The organism is Flavobacterium sp. RHBU_24, assembly GCF_046613695.1.
Taxonomy (GTDB): Bacteria; Bacteroidota; Bacteroidia; order Flavobacteriales; family Flavobacteriaceae; genus Flavobacterium.
The window spans coordinates 19,633-42,512 of the sequence record NZ_JBKJHD010000023.1; the positions used below are offsets into that span (position 1 = coordinate 19,633).

At 45.3% G+C, this 22,880-nt stretch carries 19 protein-coding genes; 14 read left to right on the forward strand and 5 right to left on the reverse strand.

Going from position 1 to position 22,880, the window contains the following annotated elements; translation table 11 throughout:
* Positions 1-7: 7 nt before the first annotated feature.
* A complete protein-coding gene (locus ACLI09_RS16470) occupies positions 8-355 on the reverse strand; it encodes an FtsB family cell division protein (protein WP_411420742.1) in 348 nt (115 codons plus the stop codon).
* Between the two features lie 40 nt (positions 356-395).
* On the reverse strand, positions 396-1,004 hold the full coding sequence (gene udk, locus ACLI09_RS16475) for a uridine kinase (protein ID WP_411420743.1): 609 nt from the start codon (positions 1,002-1,004) through the stop codon (positions 396-398).
* 203 nt (positions 1,005-1,207) lie between these two features.
* Between udk and ACLI09_RS16480 the strand changes: the two genes are divergently transcribed.
* Positions 1,208-2,755 (forward strand): alpha-amylase family glycosyl hydrolase, encoded by a 1,548-nt coding sequence (locus tag ACLI09_RS16480; RefSeq protein ID WP_411420744.1) that lies wholly within the window; start codon positions 1,208-1,210, stop codon positions 2,753-2,755.
* Positions 2,756-2,869: 114 nt separating this feature from the next.
* Positions 2,870-5,923 (forward strand): T9SS type A sorting domain-containing protein, encoded by a 3,054-nt coding sequence (locus ACLI09_RS16485; RefSeq protein ID WP_411420745.1) that lies wholly within the window; start codon positions 2,870-2,872, stop codon positions 5,921-5,923.
* Between the two features lie 101 nt (positions 5,924-6,024).
* Here ACLI09_RS16485 and ACLI09_RS16490 read toward each other — a convergent pair whose 3' ends face one another.
* On the reverse strand, positions 6,025-7,611 hold the full coding sequence (locus ACLI09_RS16490; RefSeq protein ID WP_411420746.1) for a peptide chain release factor 3: 1,587 nt from the start codon (positions 7,609-7,611) through the stop codon (positions 6,025-6,027).
* A gap of 405 nt (positions 7,612-8,016) precedes the next feature.
* Here ACLI09_RS16490 and ACLI09_RS16495 point away from each other — a divergent pair, with 405 nt between their 5' ends.
* From ACLI09_RS16495 to ACLI09_RS16550, 12 genes are all read left to right on the forward strand, one after another.
* Complete coding sequence (locus ACLI09_RS16495) at positions 8,017-8,955, forward strand: type IX secretion system membrane protein PorP/SprF (protein ID WP_411420747.1); 939 nt, start codon at positions 8,017-8,019, stop codon at positions 8,953-8,955.
* A 5-nt stretch (positions 8,956-8,960) separates the two neighbouring features.
* The gene (locus ACLI09_RS16500; protein WP_411420748.1) at positions 8,961-10,856 is read left to right on the forward strand and encodes an OmpA family protein; all 1,896 of its coding nucleotides are present in this window, start codon (positions 8,961-8,963) and stop codon (positions 10,854-10,856) included.
* A gap of 5 nt (positions 10,857-10,861) precedes the next feature.
* Positions 10,862-11,194, forward strand: coding sequence for a hypothetical protein (locus ACLI09_RS16505; RefSeq protein WP_411420749.1), 333 nt, complete (start codon positions 10,862-10,864; stop codon positions 11,192-11,194).
* A gap of 61 nt (positions 11,195-11,255) precedes the next feature.
* Positions 11,256-11,663 (forward strand): hypothetical protein, encoded by a 408-nt coding sequence (locus ACLI09_RS16510; protein WP_411420750.1) that lies wholly within the window; start codon positions 11,256-11,258, stop codon positions 11,661-11,663.
* A gap of 293 nt (positions 11,664-11,956) precedes the next feature.
* Entirely contained in the window at positions 11,957-13,975 is a 2,019-nt protein-coding gene (locus ACLI09_RS16515) for a peptidylprolyl isomerase (protein WP_411420751.1), read from the forward strand.
* Entirely contained in the window at positions 13,975-14,826 is an 852-nt protein-coding gene (locus ACLI09_RS16520) for a hypothetical protein (protein ID WP_411420752.1), read from the forward strand. Before ACLI09_RS16515 ends, ACLI09_RS16520 begins: the two co-directional genes overlap by 1 nt.
* A complete protein-coding gene (locus tag ACLI09_RS16525) occupies positions 14,810-16,222 on the forward strand; it encodes a peptidylprolyl isomerase (protein WP_411420753.1) in 1,413 nt (470 codons plus the stop codon). The genes ACLI09_RS16520 and ACLI09_RS16525 overlap by 17 nt, the downstream gene beginning before the upstream one ends.
* Positions 16,223-16,315: 93 nt before the next feature.
* The gene (locus ACLI09_RS16530; RefSeq protein ID WP_411420754.1) at positions 16,316-17,269 is read left to right on the forward strand and encodes an AAA family ATPase; all 954 of its coding nucleotides are present in this window, start codon (positions 16,316-16,318) and stop codon (positions 17,267-17,269) included.
* A 35-nt stretch (positions 17,270-17,304) separates the two neighbouring features.
* The gene (locus ACLI09_RS16535; protein WP_411420755.1) at positions 17,305-17,862 is read left to right on the forward strand and encodes a hypothetical protein; all 558 of its coding nucleotides are present in this window, start codon (positions 17,305-17,307) and stop codon (positions 17,860-17,862) included.
* A gap of 176 nt (positions 17,863-18,038) precedes the next feature.
* Positions 18,039-18,422 (forward strand): hypothetical protein, encoded by a 384-nt coding sequence (locus tag ACLI09_RS16540; RefSeq protein ID WP_411420756.1) that lies wholly within the window; start codon positions 18,039-18,041, stop codon positions 18,420-18,422.
* A 64-nt stretch (positions 18,423-18,486) separates the two neighbouring features.
* On the forward strand, positions 18,487-18,846 hold the full coding sequence (locus ACLI09_RS16545) for a hypothetical protein (RefSeq protein WP_411420757.1): 360 nt from the start codon (positions 18,487-18,489) through the stop codon (positions 18,844-18,846).
* A 310-nt stretch (positions 18,847-19,156) separates the two neighbouring features.
* Positions 19,157-21,433, forward strand: a complete 2,277-nt coding sequence (locus ACLI09_RS16550; protein WP_411420758.1) for an aconitate hydratase — start codon at positions 19,157-19,159, stop codon at positions 21,431-21,433.
* Positions 21,434-21,598: 165 nt separating this feature from the next.
* Here the strand turns inward: ACLI09_RS16550 and ACLI09_RS16555 are convergent, their stop codons facing one another.
* A complete protein-coding gene (locus ACLI09_RS16555) occupies positions 21,599-22,246 on the reverse strand; it encodes an NAD(P)-dependent oxidoreductase (RefSeq protein WP_411420759.1) in 648 nt (215 codons plus the stop codon).
* A 57-nt stretch (positions 22,247-22,303) separates the two neighbouring features.
* Positions 22,304-22,711 (reverse strand): RrF2 family transcriptional regulator, encoded by a 408-nt coding sequence (locus tag ACLI09_RS16560; protein ID WP_411420760.1) that lies wholly within the window; start codon positions 22,709-22,711, stop codon positions 22,304-22,306.
* Positions 22,712-22,880: the final 169 nt, after the last annotated feature.

Consider the following 22,880-nt stretch of genomic DNA (forward strand, 5'->3'; position numbering starts at 1 on the left):
TGGTTGTTTAAAGCTGGGTGGTGTCTTCTACCTTAGGCTCATTTTCTTCAAAGTCGATGATGTAAATATCTTCGTCCTCACGCTTCATAAAATATTTTTCGCGGGCATACCTCTCAGTCTGGTCGGCATTTTTTAGTTGCCTTATGCTTATGCTGTCCTTGGCTATTTCTTCCTGGTAATAGGCTTTATTATCTTCAAGCTCTTTTATATCCTTATTAAGCGCCCTGTGCTCAAAGTAATTGTAATTATCAAGGAAGATAAGCCATACTACCACAAAAATAATAACCAGCACGTAGCGGTTCCCTAAAAATTTAAGGAAGGGAAAACGGGTATATAATTTATCGAACGCTTTCATGGTTAGTCATTATTCTTTTAGCCAAATATAGTAATAAGAGTTAGATAATCCTCTGATTAATCACGGCCCTTACCACATCTATAGCCACCGTGTTATAGCGGTCGTTAGGGATGATAATATCGGCAAACGCCTTAGTAGGCTCAATAAACTGCTCGTGCATGGGTTTGAGGGTATTCTGGTAGCGGTTAAGCACCTCTTCCATATCGCGACCACGTTCGGCAATATCCCTTTTAAGCCTGCGGATAAGTCGCTCATCAGGGTCGGCGTGCACAAATATCTTTATGTCAAACAGTTCGCGCAGTTTTTTATCGGCCAGTATCAAAATGCCCTCTACAATCATCACCTTGCGCGGGTGGGTGTGTATGGTATCATCTACACGGTTGTGTGTAACAAACGAGTATACAGGCTGGTCTATGGCCTTCCCTTCTTTAAGGTCTTTAAGGTGCTCATAGAGCAACTCAAAATCGATAGAGCGGGGGTGGTCAAAGTTAATCTTCGCGCGTTCCTCATAACTCAGGTCGGTCGTGGCCCTGTAATAATGGTCTTGCGACAGTACCCCTACCTCAGTTTCCGGCAACTGGTTCATAATCTGGTGTACCACGGTGGTTTTTCCGCTACCGGTACCACCGGCTATTCCTATAACTAACATGTGCAGATATGTTGTTTGTTTTTGCAAAAGTAGCAATTATGGGCGGCTTTAAAATGTCTGGGCGGGGAATTATATACGTTAACTGATTTTTGTTGCATCAGTGTTATAAAATATATCCGGGCATCTGCCAGATTTCAACACAAATATTCATAACTCATTCTCTGATTAGCCTTACCTTTGAAATTATATATAACCTGCATTTTATGTTAAGACTTATTATACTACTATTCTGTATTTTATTTGTAAACCAGGCGCAGGCGCAAAAAGAGGTAATTTACCATGTGTTTCAGCGCAGTTTTTTTGACAGCAATGCAGACCAACACGGCGACCTGGAAGGCATACGTCAAAAACTCGACTACCTGCAGCAAACGGGTGTAACAAGTATTATGCTTACCCCGCTATATACTTCAGACTTTTACCACAATTACTTTGCTACTGATTTTGAAAAAATAGACCCTAAATATGGCTCTTTTAAAGAGTACCGCGACCTGGTGCAGGAGGTACACCGTCGCGGCATGAAAATTTACCAGGATGTAGAAATGCAGTACGTGGTAGGTAAGCACCCGTGGTTTACGGACTCTTACCAAAACCCCAAATCGGGCTATTCGCAATATATTTTTTATGACGATACTGCCAATAAAAAGCCGTGGTACTTTTTTAACGCGCCCGAATTTACCATTTATGACGGCAGCACGCAGCAGATAGCGATAGTGAATATGAAAAGTAAAGCTGTAAAAGACTACACGCTTAAGGTACTAAAATACTGGGCCGACCCTAATGGCGACGGCGATTTTTATGATGGTGTAGACGGCTACAGGCTCGACCATATGATGGATGACCTTGATAATGCGGGCAAGCTGACTCATTTGTTCCGTGACTTTTGGGTACCGCTGCTGGCCGACTTAAAAAAGGTTAACCCGAAGCTTATCATCACCGCTGAGCAGGCCAACTGGGGCTCATATGGTTATGAGTACTTTAGCAAAGGCACGGTAGACCGCGTTTTTGCATTCAGGCTGCAGGCGGCTATAAGTTCGTTTAATAAAGAAGCCATTATAAAAGCTGCCGACAGTACCTTTAATTATCTGCCGAAGGGCAAAGACCAGGTGGTATTTATAGAAAACCATGATACAAAGCGCTTTGCATCGGTTAGCGGCGGCAATATTGATAAAGAACGGGTAGGGGCAGCGCTTAATATACTGCTGGGCGGTATCCCGTCGATATATTACGGGCAGGAAATAGGCATGAAGGGGGAACAGCTGAAAGGTCCTACCGATGGTAACGACATAGCTATTCGCGAAGCGTTTGACTGGTATAAATCAGGAGATGGCAAAGGAATGGCAAACTGGTATAAAGATACCGGCATCTGGTGGGATAACCGCAACAACCGGCCGGATGACGGCATATCATTAGAAGAAGAAACATCTGACCCGATGTCGTTATATAATTTCTACAAAACGCTGCTGCACATCAGGCGTATGGAAAACGCGTTTGAGGACACGCGCTTTACTAACCTGCCCAATGCAAATCCTAATGTACTCACATTTATAAAGCGTGCTAACAGGAGGCCCGTGCTGGTAATGGTAAACCTGGGCGATAAAGAAGAGACTGTTACAGTTGAAGACGGTAACGCATTGCATTTAACCGCTGTAAAACTTCTGGCAGGTTACGATAATGTAAAGTTTCCTAAAGGCGGTAAAACACTTGTATTACCGCCGTATGCCATACAGGTTTGGAGATTATTACTTGACTAATTAAATTTCTGAATAACAATTATTTAACCATAATTTTAAGCTTTAAAGAAGACACAGAAACCTTATAATCATAATTTTGGCTGGTTACTAATCAATTAAAACAAAACCAAGGTTATGATTAAAAAATTACTTTGGGAAAAAGGACTCTCTTTCGCCTTTTTCCTTGTGGCGCTATGTGCAGCAGCCCAAACCCCATACACATTAACACACGGCTTCGGGGGCGCTGTAAACGTCCCGGCAGGTATCACGGTGCAGTCTTATGACGGTGCTACTGCCTGCTCATTTTCCTCAAACGGAGCAAACGCGGTAACTACGCTCGTACTTAAGGCACAGCCCGGTTATGAATTTACAGTAACAGCTGTAACGGGTACCGGTGTAAGGAGTAATGCGGGGCCTAATATGTTTCGCTTCAGGGTTGTAAATAATGGCACCGTTATGGGGCCTGAGTCAAATGTAACAAACACTTCCAGCTGTGGCAGCCCGTCGCCGATAAGCGCCCTTAGCGTACCTGAGGCAAACCAGCTTGTTACTTCAAACAACACCATTTCTATACAGGTACCCCGGTACCCTAACGGTCCTACCGGCGGCGGCTACAGCCACGTAGTATCGCTAAATGTTACGGGTGTAGTGAGGCTGTCGGCTCCGGTGGCTACCGCCGCTACCGATGTAACTACAGCAGGCTTTACCGCAAACTGGAACACCGTACAAGGCGCTACAGGCTACAGGCTTGATGTAAGCGCTACACCCGATTTTTCGGAGATACTTGAAGATTATGACAACGTGGCTGTGCCTGGCCTTTCATTATTTGTACACCTTGGCATACAGCCCGGTACTATTTACTGGTACAGGGTAAGAGCCGAAAACGGCTCCATGACTTCGGCTGATTCTAATATAATAACGGCTATAGTGCCGGAGTGCGGTGTTGTAAGCCTGCCCACGGCGCAGCCCCAGCTATTTTGCGGTACTGCTACCGTTGCAGGACTTATGGCGACCGGGGCAGGTACGTTTAACTGGTATGATGCAGAAACCGGCGGCAATCAGCTAACTTCCGCTACTGCCCTGGCTACAGGTACGTACTATGTATCGCAGGTGGTGGCAAATTGTGAGAGTACCCGCGTGGCAGTAGCGGTAACGGTAAACCCTGTACCGGCCATGCCGGAAACGGTTATAGAACAGCTATTCTGCGAATCTGGTACTGTAGCAGAATTACAGGCGCTAACAGGCGAATCGCTGTTGTGGTATGCCGCCCCAACAGGTGGCGAACCACTTGCTGCTGATACGCCTCTTGCCGTAGGCAACTACTATGTATCTCAAACCGTAAATGGCTGCGAAAGCTTACGTAATGTTTCGGAAGTATCAATACTTGAAATTCCTGCTGCCCCCGTTGCAGCAGCCCAATTGTTTTGCGGTAGCGGACTGGTGAGTGGCTTAACAGCCGAAGGCGAAGGAATTAAATGGTATGCCACCGAAACAGGTACTGATGTGCTTACGGGCGATACCACGCTTGCTACAGGTACTTATTATGTTAGCCAGACTATAACCGGCTGCGAAAGCCCGCGCACCCCAGTGGCGGTTACTGTAAATACCGTTCCGGAACTTCCGGTTGCCGTAGCACAAAATTTTTGTGGTTCAGGTACTGTGGGCGAACTTGCTGCCGAAGGCACGGCACTACTATGGTATGCTGCTGAAACCGGAGGCGAACCGCTAACTGAAGATGCCGCGCTAACTACTGACACTTATTATGTAACACAAACCTTAGATGGCTGCGAAAGCCCAAGGCTTGCGGTTGAGGTAAATGTTTATGAAGTTCCGTCAATACCTCAAATAAGCACCCAAACGTTTTGCGGCACGGCTACAGCGGCAGCGCTTGAAGCTACCGTGGGTGAAAACACACAATGGTATACTGCCCTTATCGGTGGCGAGCCCCTGGAAGCCGATGCTACACTTGCTACCGGCATTTACTATGTATCTCAAACGGTTAACGGCTGCGAAAGCGCCAGGATAGCATTTATCGTGCTGATAAACCCTATACCTGCCGCACCTGCTGCCGAAGCGCAAACATTTTGCGGTGCAACTACTGCCGCAGACCTTACAAGCACAGGCGTTGCTACTGCCTGGTATGATGCGGCAGATGCTACAACCGCCCTTACCTCCGACGCTGCAATTGCCACCGGTACCTACTATGTTAGCCAAACCATTAACGGTTGCGAAAGTGACAAGACCGCTGTCGCCGTTACGGTTAATGCAATTCCTGCGGCCCCCGTAGCCGATGCGCAAACATTCTGCGGGCAGGCGCTTGTTTCACAACTGGAATCAGAAGGTGCAGCGGTACTTTGGTATGCCGATGAAACCAGCGAAAACGCGCTCAACGGGTCTACTATTTTAAGTTCGGCTACCTACTATGCCACACAAACGATAAACGGCTGTGAAAGCCCGCGTACCGCCGTTGATGTAACGGTTAACGCTATACCCGATGCCCCTGCTGTTAGCAGCAGTACAGTATCATTATGTAACGATGTTACAATTGCAGACCTTGAAGCCGAAGGCGAAAATATAGCCTGGTATGCGGCTGCTACAGGTGGCGAAGCGCTTGAGCCGAATGTCGCTATTGGCGAAGGCCTTACGGTATATTATGCATCGCAAACGGTTAACGGTTGCGAGAGCCCACGTACTGCCCTTGCGGTACAGCACACTGTGGCCCCTGCACCTGAAGGTGAAGCCGAGCAGGATTTTACCGAAGGTGAAACCGTGGCGGACCTTGAGGTTACGGGCGGTAATATTACCTGGTACAGTGATGCAAATCTAACCAATGAAATCACAACAGAAACGGTACTTGAAGATGGTGCTATTTACTATGCCGCCGCAACAGTAGGCGAGTGTACCAGCGATGTGCTGGCTGTAACAGCAAATTTGGTGTTGGCTACCGATGGTTTTGAAAAGCATGCTTTTGCCGTATATCCTAACCCGGTAGATAATGTGCTGAATGTTACTTCGCGTGAAGTTATAACCGGTATAGCGGTATATAACATGCTTGGCCAGCAGGTACTTTTAGTACATCCCGGTGCCGAGCAGGTAACCCTGGATATGGCAAACCTTGCTGCCGAAACTTACTTTGTAAAAATTAGTGCAGGCGATACCTACAGGATATTTAAAATAGTTAAGAACTAAGTTTTTGATATAAAATAAGAAAGCCGGTTTAGCCGGCTTTTTTTATGCTATAGTGTCAGGGATTGCCTGGGCACGGGGCTGTCAATCTCAAAAGGTGCTTGTTAAAATTCTGACGTGAAATGCAACTTTACACTTGGATATTTTTGCTGGGCCATCTGTATTGAGAATTCTGAATCGGCAAGAAATACCAGCTGCCCGAATTTATCACGCGCCATGAATTTTTGCTTTATGCGGCAAAATTCTATAAACTCTTGGTTTTTAGCATCGTCCGGATGCACCCAGCAGGCTTTATAAGCCGGGAAGTTTTCGTAGGTACATTTGGCGCCATATTCGTGCTCCAGCCTGTACTGTATTACCTCATATTGTAGTGCGCCCACGGTGCCTATAACCTTACGGTTGTTCATCTCGAGAGTAAAGAGCTGTGCCACGCCTTCGTCCATCAGCTGGTCTACACCCTTATCAAGCTGCTTGGCCTTCATTGGGTCGGCGTTATTTATATAACGGAAGTGCTCCGGGCTAAAGCTCGGTATGCCTTTAAAGCTAAGGTTTTCGCCTTCGGTAAGGGTATCGCCTATCTTAAAGTTTCCGGTATCATGAAGCCCCACGATGTCGCCGGGGTAGGAGATATCTACAATTTCTTTTTTCTCAGCGAAAAAAGCATTCGGGCTGCTGAATTTCAGGTTTTTTTTGTGGCGTACGTGCAGGTAAGGCTTATTGCGCTCAAAGGTACCCGATACCACTTTTATAAACGCCAGGCGGTCGCGGTGCTTGGGGTCCATGTTAGCGTGTATCTTAAACACAAAGCCGCTAAATTTATTTTCACTTGGCTGTACCAAGCGGGTTTCGCTTTCCTTGGGCCTTGGCGCGGGTGCTATTTCTATAAAGCAATCTAACAGTTCGCGTACCCCAAAATTATTTAATGCTGAACCAAAGAATACAGGCTGTAGTTTACCGTCAAGATATTCCTGGCGGTCAAACGGCGGGTATACCTCGTCTATAAGCTCAAGCTCTTCGCGTAGCCTTGTGGCAGGCTTGGCTCCAATAAGTTCATCAAGTTCGGGAGTATTAACATCGTTAAAGGCTATGGTCTCCTCTATGTTTTTACGACTGTCGCCGCTAAAGAGGTTGATGTTCTTTTCCCAGATGTTGTAGATACCCTGAAAATCGTAGCCCATACCGATGGGGAAGCTCAGCGGTGTAACCCTTAGGCCCAGCTTTTGCTCCACCTCGTCCATAAGGTCAAAGGCATCTTTACCCTCGCGGTCCATCTTGTTGATAAAAACCAGCATGGGTATGTTGCGCATGCGGCATACGGCTACCAGCTTTTCGGTTTGCTCTTCCACACCCTTCGCAACGTCAATTACCACAATAACACTGTCTACCGCGGTGAGTGTGCGGAAGGTATCTTCGGCAAAATCTTTGTGGCCGGGGGTATCGAGTATGTTTATTTTTTTATCCTTATAATTAAACGCAAGTACCGATGTAGAGACAGATATACCACGCTGGCGCTCAATTTCCATAAAGTCGCTCGTGGCCCCTTTCTTTATCTTGTTGCTTTTTACCGCACCGGCCTCCTGTATGGCGCCGCCAAAAAGCAGTAGCTTTTCGGTAAGCGTTGTTTTACCCGCATCGGGGTGCGATATAATGCCAAACGTCCTTCTCCTTGCAATCTCTTCGTTAAAACCCATCGGTAGTTTAATTTTCAGGGTGCAAAAGTACAATTTTAAGTTGTAAAGTCATAAAGTAGAAAGTTTTTAAAGTCCGGGTAGCAGGCCTGATGTCCGATGCGGGTTATAGGGCAGGAGTGAAGCTATTCCCCTCTTGAGGGGTGGCTGAAAGCCGGGGTGGGTAATTGGAACGCGGATAATACTGATGCTTCGCAATTGCGGATATTTGCGGATTTTTTTTGCGGTACACCATGGGGCGTTGCCCCACGCTATTAGGTATGACCCTTACAGGGTCGGGGAGTAGTAGTTTTAAGTAACGTAAGACGAACTGGAATTGAGTACTTTACAACTTTGCCGCTCTGAAACTTTGCCCCTCAAAAAAAAACACTATTTTTACATTCTTACAGCCAATTGACACACAAACAAATGGGCACCACTACCGCTTTTTTTAAAAAACGATTCTCTTTACTACTGCTCATGGCGGGCGTTACCGCTTTTGCCCAGCAGGAGCCGCAGTATACCCAGTATATGTACAATACCCTTACCGTAAACCCCGGCTATACAGGTTCGCCCGGCGTATTACAGGCTAATTTGCTGCACCGCAGCCAGTGGGTGGGCATAAGCGGCGCCCCGCAAACGCAGGCGTTTAGCATCCATAGCCCGTGGAGCCAGTATTATGAGCAGATAGGCGTAGGCCTTAGCGTGGTTAACGACCGCCTGGGCCCCAGCGATGAGGTATATGCTGATGCTAACTTTAGCTATTCGCTTAAAATGGGCGAGGAGAGCAAGCTGGCGTTTGGGCTTAAGGCCGGTGTGCGTGTACTGAGCGTAGACTGGAGCCGCGGCCGCTACTACCAGGAAGGCGACCCCCTGCTTAATACTAACATTAACAACAAGATAAACCCTACCATAGGGGCGGGGCTGTATTATTATACCGATAACTGGTATGCCGGAATTTCGGTGCCTAACTTTATACAGAACAATTATTACGACGATGTGCAGGAAACTGTAATGAGTGACAGGTTGCACTATTATGTTATTGGCGGTTATGTGTTTGCGCTTAATGAAAACCTGAAATTTAAGCCCGCCGTACTGGGCAAGGTGGTGAGCGGCGCGCCGATTACGGTAGATGCTTCTGCTAATTTTTTAATTCAGGATGTGGTTACGCTGGGCGCGGCCTACCGTTGGGACGATGCCGTAAGCGGCCTGATAGGCATACAGGTATCGCGTAACTTTTTTGTGGGCTACAGCTACGATTACAGCGCTACCGAGCTCCAAAAATACAATAACGGCTCGCACGAGTTTATGGTGCGCTTTGAGCTTGCACCCAAAACCAACCGTATAAAATCAGTCCGCTTTTTTTAATGCTTATGAAAAAACACTACTACATAGCGGCCTTGTTTTTTTGCATCACAAGTATGATGGGGCAATCGGTGTTGCGCAAGGCAGAGGTACACTACCGCGACTTTGCCTATACTGAAGCGGCTAAAGAATATGAGCAGTACCTTGAAGGGGAGAAAAATCCGAAAACAGAAATTTTAATGCACGCTGCAGAAGCCAATTTCCATATAGGGAACACCGGTGCTGCGTCACGGTATTTTGACCAAGCGTATGCCCAGCAGCCCGATGCCTTTACCCAGCCGTACCTTAACTTATACATACAGGCTTTAAAAGGGGAGGAGCATTATGCCGAAGCCGATGCGATACTTTGGAAAAAATATGCTGGCAATCCCGAAGTGCTTGAAAAGCTTCAGAAGCAAAAAAGCCATCTTGATAGCCTCACCGCACTTGGCATAAAATACAAACTCGACAACCTAGCCATAAATACCGATAAGGCTGATTTTGGTGCGACCTTTTACGGTAAAAAAGTGGTGTTTGCCTCGGCAAGGGATACAGTGCGCGACGGTGCCAAAACCTATAGCTGGAATGCCCAGCCCTACCTTTCGCTTTACGTGGCCGACCGTAATGCCGACGGCTCATTTGGCAAGGAAAAGGAATTCCTTAAAAACGCCCAAACCGATTACCACAATGCGCAGGCGGCTTTTTCGCCGGACTTAAAAACCGTGTATGTAAGCGTAAACAACGTAAGCAAGCAGGGCAGGCTGCAAAACAGCGATAAGGGTACTAATAATATCCAGTTGGTATACGGGCAGGTGCAGGGCGAACGCCTTAATAAAAAGACTATTGCAGCCTTTAACAGCAACGAATTTTCCACCGGGCAGCCGGCGGTAAGCCCCGATGGCAAATGGCTGTATTTTGTAAGCGATATGCCGGGCGGCTATGGTGCAACGGATATTTACTACTGCGAAATATACAGTGATGGCAAGTTGGGTACGCCCGTTAACGCTGGTCCAACAGTGAATACCGATGGCCGCGAAATGTTCCCGTACCTTAAGGGTGATGTGCTGTACTTTTCGTCGGACGGGCATTATGGGTTGGGCGGACTTGATATTTTTCGTAGTACCGTAACGGCTGATAAGCAGTTTTCGCTGCCGCAGAATTTGGGCAAACCCCTAAACAGCAACCGTGATGATTTTGCTTTTGCACTGGCTGAAGACGGCAAGAGCGGCTACCTGAGCAGCAACCGTGCAGGCGGCAAGGGCGACGATGATATTTACTATTTCACCGAGGAAGAAAAGGCCTGCGAAAAGATAATTACGGGGATAATAACCGATAAAAAATCAGGGCAGCCTATAGAAGGTGTGGAAGTTACAATAACCGTAGGCGAGAAGGAATTTACCGAAGTCACCAAAGCCGACGGCAGCTATACCATTACCATTTCGTGCGACAGTATACCTGTAGTAACTGCCAAAAAAGACGGCTTTGCTACGGGCGAACCTGATAAAGACGGCAACATTAATCTTGATGCCTATACCGACCTGGTTAAGAAAGGCGAGGGCGGTGCGGAGATGATAGACATTAACCCGATATATTTTGATTTCGACCAGTATTACATTACCCCGCAGGCCGCCTCAGAGCTTGATAAGGTGGTGTATGTTATGCAGCAGTTCCCTAACGTGAGTATCAAAATAGAGTCGCATACCGACAGCCGTGGTAAAGACGACTACAACCTGCGCCTGAGCGACGACCGCGCTAAAAGCACCTACAGCTACATTACCAGCAAAGGTATCGACCCCAAACGAATAGAGAGCGTTAAGGGCTTTGGCGAATCCCGCCTGCTTAATAAATGCAGCAATGGTATTCAGTGTACCGATGAAGAGCACCAGCTTAACAGGAGGAGCAATTTTATTATTGTGAAGAAGTAGGTGTTATGAAATATATGTATGTCATAATATTCTTTATCATTATTTCATGTAAGCCTTCTTATCGAGATAAGGATATGGCTGAAAGAGTTTTTAGATATCATATTGGCGTGGTTGAAAATTTTATTCGCGTTGGCTACATAGACAATGATACTCCATTGCGAAATTCAATGCTTTTTTTGGAAAAGCTTACAAAGATGAAAGGTGATATTTCAGAACAAATGGTTACATGGTATACTCCTACAAAACATAATGTGAGAGATTGGAGAAAATGGTATCGTAATAATAAAGACAGACTTTATTGGGACGATGAAAAACAAGAATTAAAGGTTAGTGAATAAGTTTGATTTATAATATCCATTTGAGGGTTAGCATCTTGGTTAATCTTTAATAACCAAACTCATGAAAACCCTATCATTATTATTTCTCATTAGTATATCCATTTGTTCATATTCCTGTAGCCTTGGCTTTAACAGGAACGAAAAAATTGTCGGCAAATATCATATAATTGCAATGGATTCGTATGCTGAAACATGCCTGGCTTATAAAGTTGGGCATGTGGATTATGTAGGCCTTGTCTCGGCAGAAGTTTTAGCCTATTGCAAAAATAATCATCATATATTTGTAAAGCAAAATCCGTATGGGAAAAGGGATGATTCACCCGTTAACTATTATATCGTACCTATCGTAAATGATACTATAACTGTTTATCCTGAAGAGCGTATTATCGGACCTTTAAAAGAAAGGGCGTTTAATAGAGAGATTTCAAAATTGAAAGTTAGGGATTTGGAGTTTAAGGAAGTTGACTAACAAATACGTCTGTTCAATTCCGAACGCAGTACAGCACAGTTGAGGAATCTCAATTGAGATTTCTCCTTCGTCGAAATGGAATACGCTCCCGAACCTGTGGAGGTTTCGAAAAAGAAAACTTTCAAATACTGTATATACCATCCTCTACATAAAAATCTCTTTTTACCGCCATATCCCTTGCACAATAGTAGCGATTGTTTACTTTTGTGGGTTGCAAATTGTAACCGGCATACTTTTTTAGCGTATGCTGCGTTTAGTAAACCGTATTATAGTTATATAAATAACCCTTTATAATGAAATTAAACCAGGTTTTTTCTGGCCTTGTGCTTGCCGCAATGGTGGCATCAGGCTGCAAATCAACTAAAGACACTACAGCTTCAACAACTGCATCGGCCACCCCGGCTGAAAAAAAAGAAGTCCTTTTTACTATTGACGACAAACCGTACTTTACTGACGAGTTTGTAAGGATTTACAACAAAAACCTTAACCTTGTAAAAGACGATTCGCAAAAAGACCTTAACAATTACCTCGACCTTTTTGTGGGGTACAAGCTTAAGGTGAGCAAAGCATATAAGGAAGGCCTGCAAAACGGCAAAAAATACCAGGGCGAACTAAAAACCTACCGCAACCAGCTGGCTAAAAACTACCTTACTGACAGCAAGGTGACTGATGAACTGGTACAGGAAGCCTACAACCGCTCTAAAAAAGAGGTAAGGGCATCGCATATATTGATATTGGTTGACGAAAACGCCCTTCCGGCAGATACGCTTAAAGCCTACAACAAGGCGGCCGATGCACGCAAGCGTGTACTGGCAGGTGAAGACTTTGCCATCGTTGCAAAGCAGGTATCAGAAGACCCGTCGGCTAAGGAAAATGGCGGCGACCTGGGCTATTTTTCGGTTTTCCGTATGGTGTACCCGTTTGAGAGCGCTGCATTTAACACGCCTAAGGGTGAAGTGAGCAAGCCTACGCGTTCACGTTTTGGCTACCACGTTATAAAAGTTACCGATACCCGCGATAACAGGGGCGAAATTACTGTGGCCCACATAATGACCCTGAAGCCTAAAAAAGGCGACACGGCAGAGGAGGCCAAAGCAAAAGAGAAAATTCAGGATATTTATAAAAAACTACAGCAGGGCGAAGAGTTTGAAGCCCTTGCAAAACAATTTAGCGAAGACAAAACCAGCGCTACCAATGGTGGCAAGCTTAACACGTTTAACTCCGGCGAACTTACATCACAGGAATTTGAAAACGAATCGTTCGCACTTACTAAGCCGGGCGAGATATCTAAGCCGTTTGAATCGCAGTTTGGCTGGCACATCATCAAGCTTATTGAGCGCAAGCCGGCTAAGAGTTTTGAGGAGCAGAAACCGGATTTTGAAGCCCGCATAAAACGCGACGAGCGCTCAAGGCTTATTGCACAAAGCGTAAACGAAAAAATTAAAAAGCGCTACACAACAGAAGAAGACAAGGCAGTATACAAAACCGTAGAAGCTGCGGTTACCGACAGTATTTACAAAATGACATGGAAAATGCCTGCCGATACCAGGCCGTACGAAAAGACGCTGCTTACCATAAACAGAGATAAAAAGCTTACAGGTAAAGATTTTTTAACCTACATTTCTACACAGCAAAACATGGGCGTGAGCGCTAAGCCGGTTGCACATGCGGTTGATGTACTTTATAATAAATATGTAGACGAGCAACTGTATGCCTATTATAATGACAACCTTGAGGCAGAGTTCCCTGAGTTTGCCGCTACCATGGATGAGTACCGCGATGGCCTGCTGCTGTATGACCTGATGGAGAAAGAGATTTGGGAAAAAGCCAAGAACGATACGATAGGCCTGCAAAACTATTATGATGCCCATAAGGCAGAATACCAGTGGAAACAAAGGGCGGATGTTGAGGTGTATTCTTCTACAAGTGAAGCCTCGGCAAAGCAGGCCAGGGAAATGCTCCTGAAGAAAAAAGATGCCAAGGCCATTAAAGACAAACTGAACACTAAAGATAAGGTAAGCATTATAGAAAAAACCGGCACGTTTGAAACCGAGTCTGCTTCAATGCCTAAAATGGCTGAGTGGAAACCCGGTATAAGCGCTGTGTTTAAAGACGGAAACTACTACTATGTTGTAAAAACCAATAAAGTATTGGAAGCTGGGCCTAAAACCCTTGATGAGGCTAAAGGCAGGGTAATAAACGATTACCAGCAGTACCTGGAGAGCACCTGGGTAGACAACCTTAAGAAAGAATTTACCGTTAAGGTAAATGCCGAAACGTTTGAAAAAGTTAAAAAAGAGCTTAACCAGTAATGGGTAAAAGAGCACTGTTGTTTTTGTGTTGCATACTGCTGGTGGCCTGCGGTAAGGATAATGCCCCCTCTCCTGAGGATGCCGTGGCGCGTGTAAACGGCGCTTACCTTACCCGCTTAGAGCTTGCCGGCATAGTACCCCCGGGTACTGCAAAGGAGGACAGCATTGCTATAGTGAAATCTTTTATAGACCGCTGGGCGTCGCAGCGCCTTATGTATGATGCAGCCAAGGTAAACATAGGCGGCGAAAAGCAGGAAGAACTGGAAGAGCTTATCCGCCAGTACAAGACCGACCTTTATACCAAGGCGTACCTGGAAGAGCTTGTAAAGCAAAGCGTAGATACCACTATAACCGAGGATCAGCTTAAAGAATACTATACGGCCAATAAAGAGAACTTCCGTACCACGGGGATGCTCGCTAAGCTTAAGTACCTGAAGATGGAAAAGGGCCACCCTAAGTTCCGGCAGGCGAGCCAGCGTTTTAACAGCGGCAATAAAAAGGATAAGGCGGCGCTTAATGAAATGACGCTGCATTTTAAAAATTATGCCTTTAACGATACGGTCTGGACAAGCATGAACGAAATCTACCAGAAACTTCCGTTTATTACACCCGATAACCGCAACCGGTATATCTCAAGCGGCATCTCGTATCAATACCCTGATTCGGTGGATGTTTACCTGGTAAAGGTTAACAAAGTACTCGACAGGAACGTGGTGGCCCCCTATGAATATATTAAGCCCACGCTCAAAGAGGTTATAATAAATAACAGGAAACTGGAGTTAATTAAAAAAATTCAAAAAGACATCACGGATGATGCAATCAAAAATAAGAAGTATGAAATTTATAAATAAACGTATTGCACTGTTCCTTGCTTTTACTTTTGCGGGGCTTTCTGCCTTCGCGCAGGAAATTATCCCAGAACCGGTAAAAGATTCTGTAAAGCGCCAGGTGGTGCCTAAGGGCAGCAAGCTAAAGGTAGACGGCGTTGTGGCGGTAGTGGGCGATTATGTGGTGCTTGATTCTGATATCGACCTTAGCTATAAGGAAATGCAGGCGCAAGGCATGTCTACAGCCGATATTACACGCTGCGAACTTTTAGGCAAGCTTATGGAAGACAAGTTGTATGCCCACCAGGCCATACAGGACAGTATAGTGGTAAGTGATGCCGAAGTAAATGAACAGGTAAGCCGCCGTATAGATTATTTTGTAGAGCAACTGGGTACTGAGGCTAAGATGGTGGAGTATTTTAAGAAGAAAGACCTTGAGTCGTTTAAGTCGGAGTTGTTTGAAATACTTAAAACGCAGCAGCTTACCGAAAAAATGCAGAAGAAAGTGCTTGATGAAGTAGAAATAACCCCTGAAGAAGTGCGCCAGTTCTTTAAGAAATTCAACAAGGAAGATATACCGCTTTTTGGTGCCGAGATGGAAATTGCCCAGATAGTAGTAAAGCCCCAGGTACCTGAAGAAGAAAAGCAAAAGGTGCGCGACCGGCTTAAGCAGATAAAAAAAGATGTGCAGGATGGCGCCAGCTTTTACAGCAAGGCCGTACTGTATTCAGATGATAAGGGTTCTGTGGCGAGTGGCGGATTTTATAAGATAAACCGTAAAACCCAATTTGTAAAAGAGTTTAAAGACGCGGCATTTAGCCTTAATGAAGGTGAAATATCAGATCCTGTAGAAACGGAGTTTGGCTACCACCTTATCTATGTAGAGAAAATCCGGGGGCAGGAGCGTGATGTGCGCCACATCCTCATCATCCCTAAAACTACTGATGAGGAACTTAAAAAGGCCAAAGATAAGATTGAGGCCATAAGGAAAAAGATTACTTCGGGCGAAATATCGTTTGCCGATGCTGCAAAATCAGAGTCGGATGACAAAGAAACCAGGAACAGCGGCGGGCTTTTGATCAACCCGGCTACCTTTGGTACCCGATTTGAGCTTACTAAAATGGATCCGAGCATCTACAACGAAGTTTCAGAACTAAAAAGTAACGAGGTTACCCAGCCTATACTTGATGTAGACCGTGGCGGGGCACAGAGCTTTAAACTGCTTACGGTAACTAACCGTTTTGAACAGCACCCGGCCGATTATGCCCAGGATTATATAAAAATTAAAGAGCTTGCACTTAAGGAAAAACAAATGAAAACCATTGCAAAATGGAGTGCTGATAAGATAAAAGACACCTATATTAGTGTAAACGCCGATTACAAAACCTGCAAATTTGCCAACAACTGGCTTAAAAAGTAATATACTGGCAGCAGTTTTAATTAGGTAAAGAATAAAATTATTTATAAGTTTGAGGCTAAGGTTATACTTAGCCTTAATTTTAACCAAGAATATATGTCAGACGTAGCAGCGATACAGGAGTTAGTCCGCAAACAGGCCGCTTTAAAACAGGAAATAGGTAAAATAATCATAGGCCAGCAGGAGGTTGTAAACCAGATTGTACTGAGCGTTTTTGCAGGAGGCCACGCGCTGCTTGTAGGCGTACCCGGCCTTGCCAAAACCCTTATGGTAAACACCATCAGCCAGGCGCTGGGGCTTGATTTTAAACGCATACAGTTTACGCCCGACCTTATGCCGAGCGATATACTGGGCAGCGAAATACTCGATGAGAACCGTAACTTTAAGTTCATAAAAGGGCCGATTTTCAGTAACATAGTACTTGCGGATGAAATAAACCGTACCCCGCCTAAAACCCAGGCTGCCCTGCTTGAAGCCATGCAGGAAAAAGCTGTTACCATAGCCGGGCACCATCATAAGTTGGCCTTGCCGTACTTTGTTTTGGCTACCCAAAACCCAATAGAGCAGGAGGGAACCTACCCACTGCCGGAAGCGCAGCTGGACCGTTTTATGTTTGCCATAAAGCTGGATTACCCATCGTTTGCCGAGGAAGTTCAGGTGGTTAAAAGTACCACGGCCGATAGCAAGGTTACCATAAACCCGCTGTTTACCGCCCAGGAAATCGTAGACTTCCAGCACCTGATACGCCGCATACCCGTGGCCGATAATGTGGTAGAATATGCCGTAACGCTGGTTAACAAAACCCGACCGGGCAACCCGCTGAGCAACGATTATATTAAAACATACCTCGATTGGGGTGCGGGCCCGCGAGCCAGCCAGAACCTTATACTGGCCGCAAAAACCAATGCCGCCCTTACCGGCAAGTACAGCCCCGATATTGAGGATGTACAGGCCGTAGCCACCGGGATACTACGCCACCGTATTATAAAGAACTACAAGGCCGATGCCGAAGGCATTACCGAAGAAATGATAATCAAAAAGCTGTTTTAGGACAGCTTTTTTTATAACCCCTAACTAAAACAAAAATGGAAGACTATACAGCACTCGTTGCAAAAGGGCCGGCAGCCTATATAAAAGCACTGGCAGATATTGGTTGGTTTGAGCATTCGCAACATACGATAGAAGAAATTGCCGCCCAGGTGCTGCGGTATGAAGATAACAATCACTTTGTGCTGGCATTGTCACAGCTAAGCTTTGACGCCGAGGGCTTTGAGTCGGGCGCGGAGTATGCTAAGGTGCTGTACGATATGGCGGCACTGGCGGGGATTAAACTCACATCGGTAGAGCTGGACTTTAATTTTTCTGAGGAAGCCGATACCTTAACGGGTACTGTTACTACCGAGAACGACAGCTACTGGCTCGAATTTGAGAACCTTGTAGGCTGGTTTGACCCGGAGTTGGTTGACTTTATGAACGACGAGGTGCTGGATGGCGAAGGAGTGGAAGGCCGTATTTTCGACCTGCCGGCCATCGACCAGTTTACGCAGTTTGTGTTTGTGCCGCGCGGTTTGTATGAAAAAGCGGTTGAAAACGGGCTTATACCGGAAGATGCGGATTATTTTATAAGCGGCATGATGGAGTAGGGTAATTTTTTAGCAACGGCCCGAACGGTAGTGAATTGGCGAAGCAATTGCACTGATTAGCACGAATAAGAATTTTGCTTCCCGGGATAGTTTAATCGGTAATCAGTTTAAGATCGTTTTAGATAATAAAATATTGGAAATTAAGTTATTACTTTTGATAACCAAATCACAATTATATGAAAAAATATCTTTTACTCTTCCCTGAAATATTTTTTACAGCCTTAGGTACATACTGGGCTTACAAGAATCTTACTGTAAACCAGTCGGTAAACTATATTGCCTTGCTGGTAATTGCAATAATGGTTTTCCAGATTATCTTTAGCAAAAGGGGGCTGGGGCTAATGATGGGAGCGTTGCTTACGCTGTTCTCGTTCTATATGATGCTCGCTGCGGTTTCAGACTACAGGGATTTCCCCGAAGGAGATTCCGCAGGCACACGCTTTTTGCTTCTTGCTTTAGGTTTTTTCCTGCTTTCTGCTCTTATTGGCGCAGGCATGGTGGTAAAATTTGGCCGTCAGAAAAATACGCCCGGCGCAGCTTCTGAAACTATTACGGTATAAAACATTATATTTGTATTCTTACATTACAGGCCATTGTTACAGTGGCCTTTTTTATGCACTAACTATGGATAAATTTTTACGTTTTACACCTACCATATTTTGCCTATTGTTTACTGCGTTTTGGTTTGTGCAGGAATACATTGGCATTGGCGAAGTAAACCTGCCGTGTATTGCCATCGGCATCGCGCTCGTTGCGCAGCTGTTTACCAATAATAAAACCACCGGTTTTTTATACGGCATTATTTTCCTTATCTTTTCGGGTTACGAACTTATCACCTCTATAACTTCGCATATAGAGACAGAAATTGTAACGGCTAATACGGCGAAGTTTTACATTACGCAATATATTATTTTCGGTATTTGTTTTATCATGGCGGTGCTTATGGTATACTACAACAGGTATTTTAGACAGAAAAGGACTTAATATTTGTGCTTGAGAGAATTTATTTTACCACCATATATAATTACTATAGTTTAATTTACTTGAAATTTCTATTACAGCATCAATACTATTTTAGGGATGATATTTGCATATTATCAATATGCAGTTAAATAACTAACAATTTTTAACCAAACCGCGCTTTAACATAATCTTTTTGAATTAAATGCAGTAAAGTAGAATGTTTATAAATAATTATTGGTGTAAATTAAAGAATCAATAAAAATTTTTTAGTTGTAATTAGATTGACTAAATTTACTGACTTTTTTAACGAACGAACATTAATATACTTATTATGGCTTTTGATATTGAAATGATCAAAAAGGTGTATGAGAACCTGGCCGAACGTGTTGACAAAGCACGTGAGCTGGTGGGCCGTCCGCTTACACTATCCGAAAAAATTCTGTACTCCCACCTTTGGGAAGGAACGCCTAACCAGGCATTTACAAGAGGGAAAGATTATGTAGATTTTGCCCCGGACAGGGTAGCCTGCCAGGATGCCACCGCACAGATGGCCCTGTTACAATTCATGCATGCCGGTAAAGCCAAAGTGGCCGTGCCTACAACGGTACACTGCGACCACCTTATACAGGCAAAGGTTGATGCCAAAACCGACCTTAAACGCGCTAAAGAACAAAGCAACGAAGTATTTGACTTCCTTTCTTCTATATCTAATAAATACGGTATCGGTTTCTGGAAACCGGGTGCCGGTATCATCCACCAGGTAGTGCTGGAAAACTATGCATTTCCCGGCGGTATGATGATAGGTACCGACTCCCACACGGTTAACGCCGGTGGCCTTGGCATGCTTGCCATAGGTGTGGGTGGTGCCGATGCGGTAGACGTAATGAGTGGCATGGCGTGGGAACTTAAATTCCCTAAGCTGATAGGCGTAAAGCTTACCGGTAAGCTAAGCGGCTGGACGGCTCCTAAAGACGTTATCCTTAAAGTGGCCGGTATACTTACTGTAAAAGGGGGTACTGGCGCTATTGTTGAATATTTTGGCGAAGGCGCAAAATCTATGTCATGTACCGGTAAAGGTACTATATGTAATATGGGTGCCGAGGTGGGTGCTACAACATCTACTTTCGGGTACGACGACTCTATGAGCCGTTACCTGCGTGCCACTAACCGTGCCGATGTAGCCGATGCAGCCGATAAGGTTGCCGCCTACCTAACCGGAGACGACGAAGTATATGCAAACCCTGAGCAGTATTTTGACCAGGTTATAGAAATAAACCTTAGCGAACTTGAGCCGCACCTTAACGGCCCTTTTACCCCGGATTTAGCTACGCCTATCTCTAAAATGAGGGAAGAAGCTGAGAAAAACGACTGGCCTTTACAAATACAGGTTGGCCTGATAGGTTCATGTACTAACTCATCTTACGAAGATATTTCGCGTTCGGCCTCACTTGCCAGGCAGGTGGCTGAGAAAAAACTGAAGACTAAATCGCAGTTTACCATCACTCCGGGTAGTGAGGTGGTGCGTTACACTATAGAGCGCGACGGATTTATTGATACCTTCGATAAAATTGGCGCTACTGTATTTGCCAATGCCTGCGGGCCGTGTATCGGTATGTGGGACAGGGAAGGCGCTGAAAAAGAAGAGCGCAACACCATCGTTCACTCATTTAACCGTAACTTCTCTAAACGTGCAGACGGTAACCCTAACACGCTTGCGTTTGTGGGCTCTCCGGAGCTTGTAACAGCGCTTGCCATTGCGGGTGACCTGGGCTTTAACCCTATTACCGACAAGCTTATCAACGAAGATGGCGAAGAGGTAATGCTGGATGAGCCAACCGGTAATGAGCTGCCTCCTAAAGGATTTGACGCGGAAGACCCGGGTTACCAGGCACCGGCTGCTGATGGTAGTGGTGTGCAGATTATTGTTAGCCCTACATCAGAGCGCCTTGAGCTGCTTGCGCCGTTCCAGCCCTGGGATGGAGAGAACATCATGGGTGCGAAACTGCTTATCAAAGCATTTGGAAAATGTACTACCGACCATATTTCTATGGCGGGACCATGGTTGCGCTACCGTGGCCACCTTGATAACATTTCTAACAATATGCTTATAGGTGCCGTTAACGCGTTTAACCAAAAAACAAACAGCGTTAAGAACCAGCTTACGGGTGCTTATGAGGCAGTACCTGCTACGGCCCGTGCCTATAAAGCCGCCGGTGTACCTACCATAGTGGTGGGCGACCACAACTACGGCGAGGGTTCATCGCGTGAGCATGCCGCTATGGAGCCGCGCCACCTTGGTGTGCGTGCCGTACTGGTAAAATCATTTGCCCGTATACACGAAACCAACCTTAAAAAGCAGGGTATGCTTGCGCTTACCTTCTCTAACGAGACAGATTACGACAAGATACAGGAAAATGATACCTTTAACTTTACAGACCTTAAAGAGTTTGCCCCTAACAGGCAGCTTACCCTTGAGGTAATACATGATGACGGTACCAAAGATATTATACTGGTAAATCACAGCTACAACGAAGGCCAGATAGGCTGGTTTGTAGCCGGTAGCGCCCTTAACCTTATTGCAGCAGCAGGGGCAGAGGCAAACGTTTAAGCAGCATCCTTTACTATAATAGTTAAAACTCCCATCCGGTAACGGTGGGAGTTTTTTTATGTGTTTTGCCGATTTGGTAATGGTTAAAACATTGAATCGTTTTTGGTGTAATAAAAAAGGAGCAACTTCAGTTACTCCCTTTATTCATATCTTAAAATTAGTTACTTAATACCCCGCTGTAAAGCGTTGCCTGCGGAAGCGCGGTGTTTCGGCTTCATCGGCAATTACCACGGCAAGGTCTTCCACTGATAGTGTGTTGCGGTGGCCCGCATCAAAAACGGGGCTGTCAAACCCCAGGCGGTAGCTGCCCGTGCGGCCGGTGGTAATGCCCTTGTGCATCTCGATGGCCGGGCTAAAAAATACCCAGTCGAGTTCTTTTTCTTCCTTAAGTATATTTAGGTACTTGCGTACGGCATTGGCACCTGGCTTAAACTCTTCGGGGAATTTAGGCGTATCTATAAGCTGCAGGCCGGGGGCAACATACAGGCTGCCCGCGCCGCCCACTACAATAAACCGCCCAATGCCCGCTTTCTTAACGGCCTCTTGTATAAAGCGTGCCCCGCGAAGGTAATCTTCATAAATATCGGGGTTTGCCCAGCCGGGGTTGTAGGCGCTTACCACCACGTCGTGGCCCTTTAAAATTTCGAGTATGTGGTTTGCATCAAAAATATCGCCTTTTACGTTAGTTACATTTTCGTGTGCCTCAGTTGCTGGGTTACGGCTTATGGCGGTTACCTGGTGGCCACGGGCTGCAAATTCGGTTACCAGTGCGGCACCCACAAATCCTGTGGCGCCTATTATGGCTATTTTCATGTGTCTATAATATTGGTATTTGTAAAATAGGTTACGTTTGTTTTTTGGATGGTATAGTTAAAACTGTTCGCTAAAGTGTGTAAGGGTAATATCTTTTAACTGGCAGCATATTTTTTCGTTAATGCCTTTATAAAGGCTGTCAAGGTTGTTGTTAATCTTTTTCCCCACCGGGCACTCCGGGTTAGGATCATTTTTGGCATAACCTAAAGATACACAGTCAAACGTAATGTTATAAATAGCTTCAAGTGTAATTTCAGATGCCGGTTTTGCAAGGCGCGTACCGCCAAATTTCCCTTCGCGGCTTTCAACAATGTTATGTTTTTTAAGGTTAGCCACTTCCTTGCGTACCAGTACGGGATTGATGTTCATGCTTCCGGCAATAAAGTCAGACGACAGGAATTGCTGTGGGTAGCGGGTCATCAAGGTAAGGATGTGGACGTTAATTGCAAATTTGCCGGAAATCATACTGTAATGAAATAGATTACTAAAATAAGAAGTTTTTTTCTATTTTTCCATTTTTGCCGGGCCGGATTTATTAAACTGTAAGTTTTGATGGGGTAATATTCGTTACTCCTGAAAATCAGAAACCGAATTATCGAAATCATGCTATCCAAAATTCTATCTTTGCCCCACC

Excerpts from the sequence above, each read along its gene's own strand:
- ACLI09_RS16495 (WP_411420747.1), top strand. The coding sequence starts at position 8,017 with ATGGGCACCACTACCGCTTTTTTTAAAAAACGATTCTCTTTACTACTG.
- ACLI09_RS16525 (WP_411420753.1), top strand. The coding sequence starts at position 14,810 with ATGAAATTTATAAATAAACGTATTGCACTGTTCCTTGCTTTTACTTTT.
- ACLI09_RS16555 (WP_411420759.1), bottom strand. The coding sequence starts at position 22,246 with ATGAAAATAGCCATAATAGGCGCCACAGGATTTGTGGGTGCCGCACTG.
- udk (WP_411420743.1), bottom strand. The coding sequence starts at position 1,004 with ATGTTAGTTATAGGAATAGCCGGTGGTACCGGTAGCGGAAAAACCACC.
- ACLI09_RS16520 (WP_411420752.1), top strand. The coding sequence starts at position 13,975 with ATGGGTAAAAGAGCACTGTTGTTTTTGTGTTGCATACTGCTGGTGGCC.
- ACLI09_RS16545 (WP_411420757.1), top strand. The coding sequence starts at position 18,487 with ATGGATAAATTTTTACGTTTTACACCTACCATATTTTGCCTATTGTTT.
- ACLI09_RS16540 (WP_411420756.1), top strand. The coding sequence starts at position 18,039 with ATGAAAAAATATCTTTTACTCTTCCCTGAAATATTTTTTACAGCCTTA.
- ACLI09_RS16510 (WP_411420750.1), top strand. The coding sequence starts at position 11,256 with ATGAAAACCCTATCATTATTATTTCTCATTAGTATATCCATTTGTTCA.
- ACLI09_RS16550 (WP_411420758.1), top strand. The coding sequence starts at position 19,157 with ATGGCTTTTGATATTGAAATGATCAAAAAGGTGTATGAGAACCTGGCC.
- ACLI09_RS16480 (WP_411420744.1), top strand. The coding sequence starts at position 1,208 with ATGTTAAGACTTATTATACTACTATTCTGTATTTTATTTGTAAACCAG.
- ACLI09_RS16470 (WP_411420742.1), bottom strand. The coding sequence starts at position 355 with ATGAAAGCGTTCGATAAATTATATACCCGTTTTCCCTTCCTTAAATTT.
- ACLI09_RS16530 (WP_411420754.1), top strand. The coding sequence starts at position 16,316 with ATGTCAGACGTAGCAGCGATACAGGAGTTAGTCCGCAAACAGGCCGCT.
- ACLI09_RS16515 (WP_411420751.1), top strand. The coding sequence starts at position 11,957 with ATGAAATTAAACCAGGTTTTTTCTGGCCTTGTGCTTGCCGCAATGGTG.
- ACLI09_RS16560 (WP_411420760.1), bottom strand. The coding sequence starts at position 22,711 with ATGATTTCCGGCAAATTTGCAATTAACGTCCACATCCTTACCTTGATG.
- ACLI09_RS16500 (WP_411420748.1), top strand. The coding sequence starts at position 8,961 with ATGAAAAAACACTACTACATAGCGGCCTTGTTTTTTTGCATCACAAGT.
- ACLI09_RS16505 (WP_411420749.1), top strand. The coding sequence starts at position 10,862 with ATGAAATATATGTATGTCATAATATTCTTTATCATTATTTCATGTAAG.
- ACLI09_RS16535 (WP_411420755.1), top strand. The coding sequence starts at position 17,305 with ATGGAAGACTATACAGCACTCGTTGCAAAAGGGCCGGCAGCCTATATA.
- ACLI09_RS16485 (WP_411420745.1), top strand. The coding sequence starts at position 2,870 with ATGATTAAAAAATTACTTTGGGAAAAAGGACTCTCTTTCGCCTTTTTC.
- ACLI09_RS16490 (WP_411420746.1), bottom strand. The coding sequence starts at position 7,611 with ATGGGTTTTAACGAAGAGATTGCAAGGAGAAGGACGTTTGGCATTATA.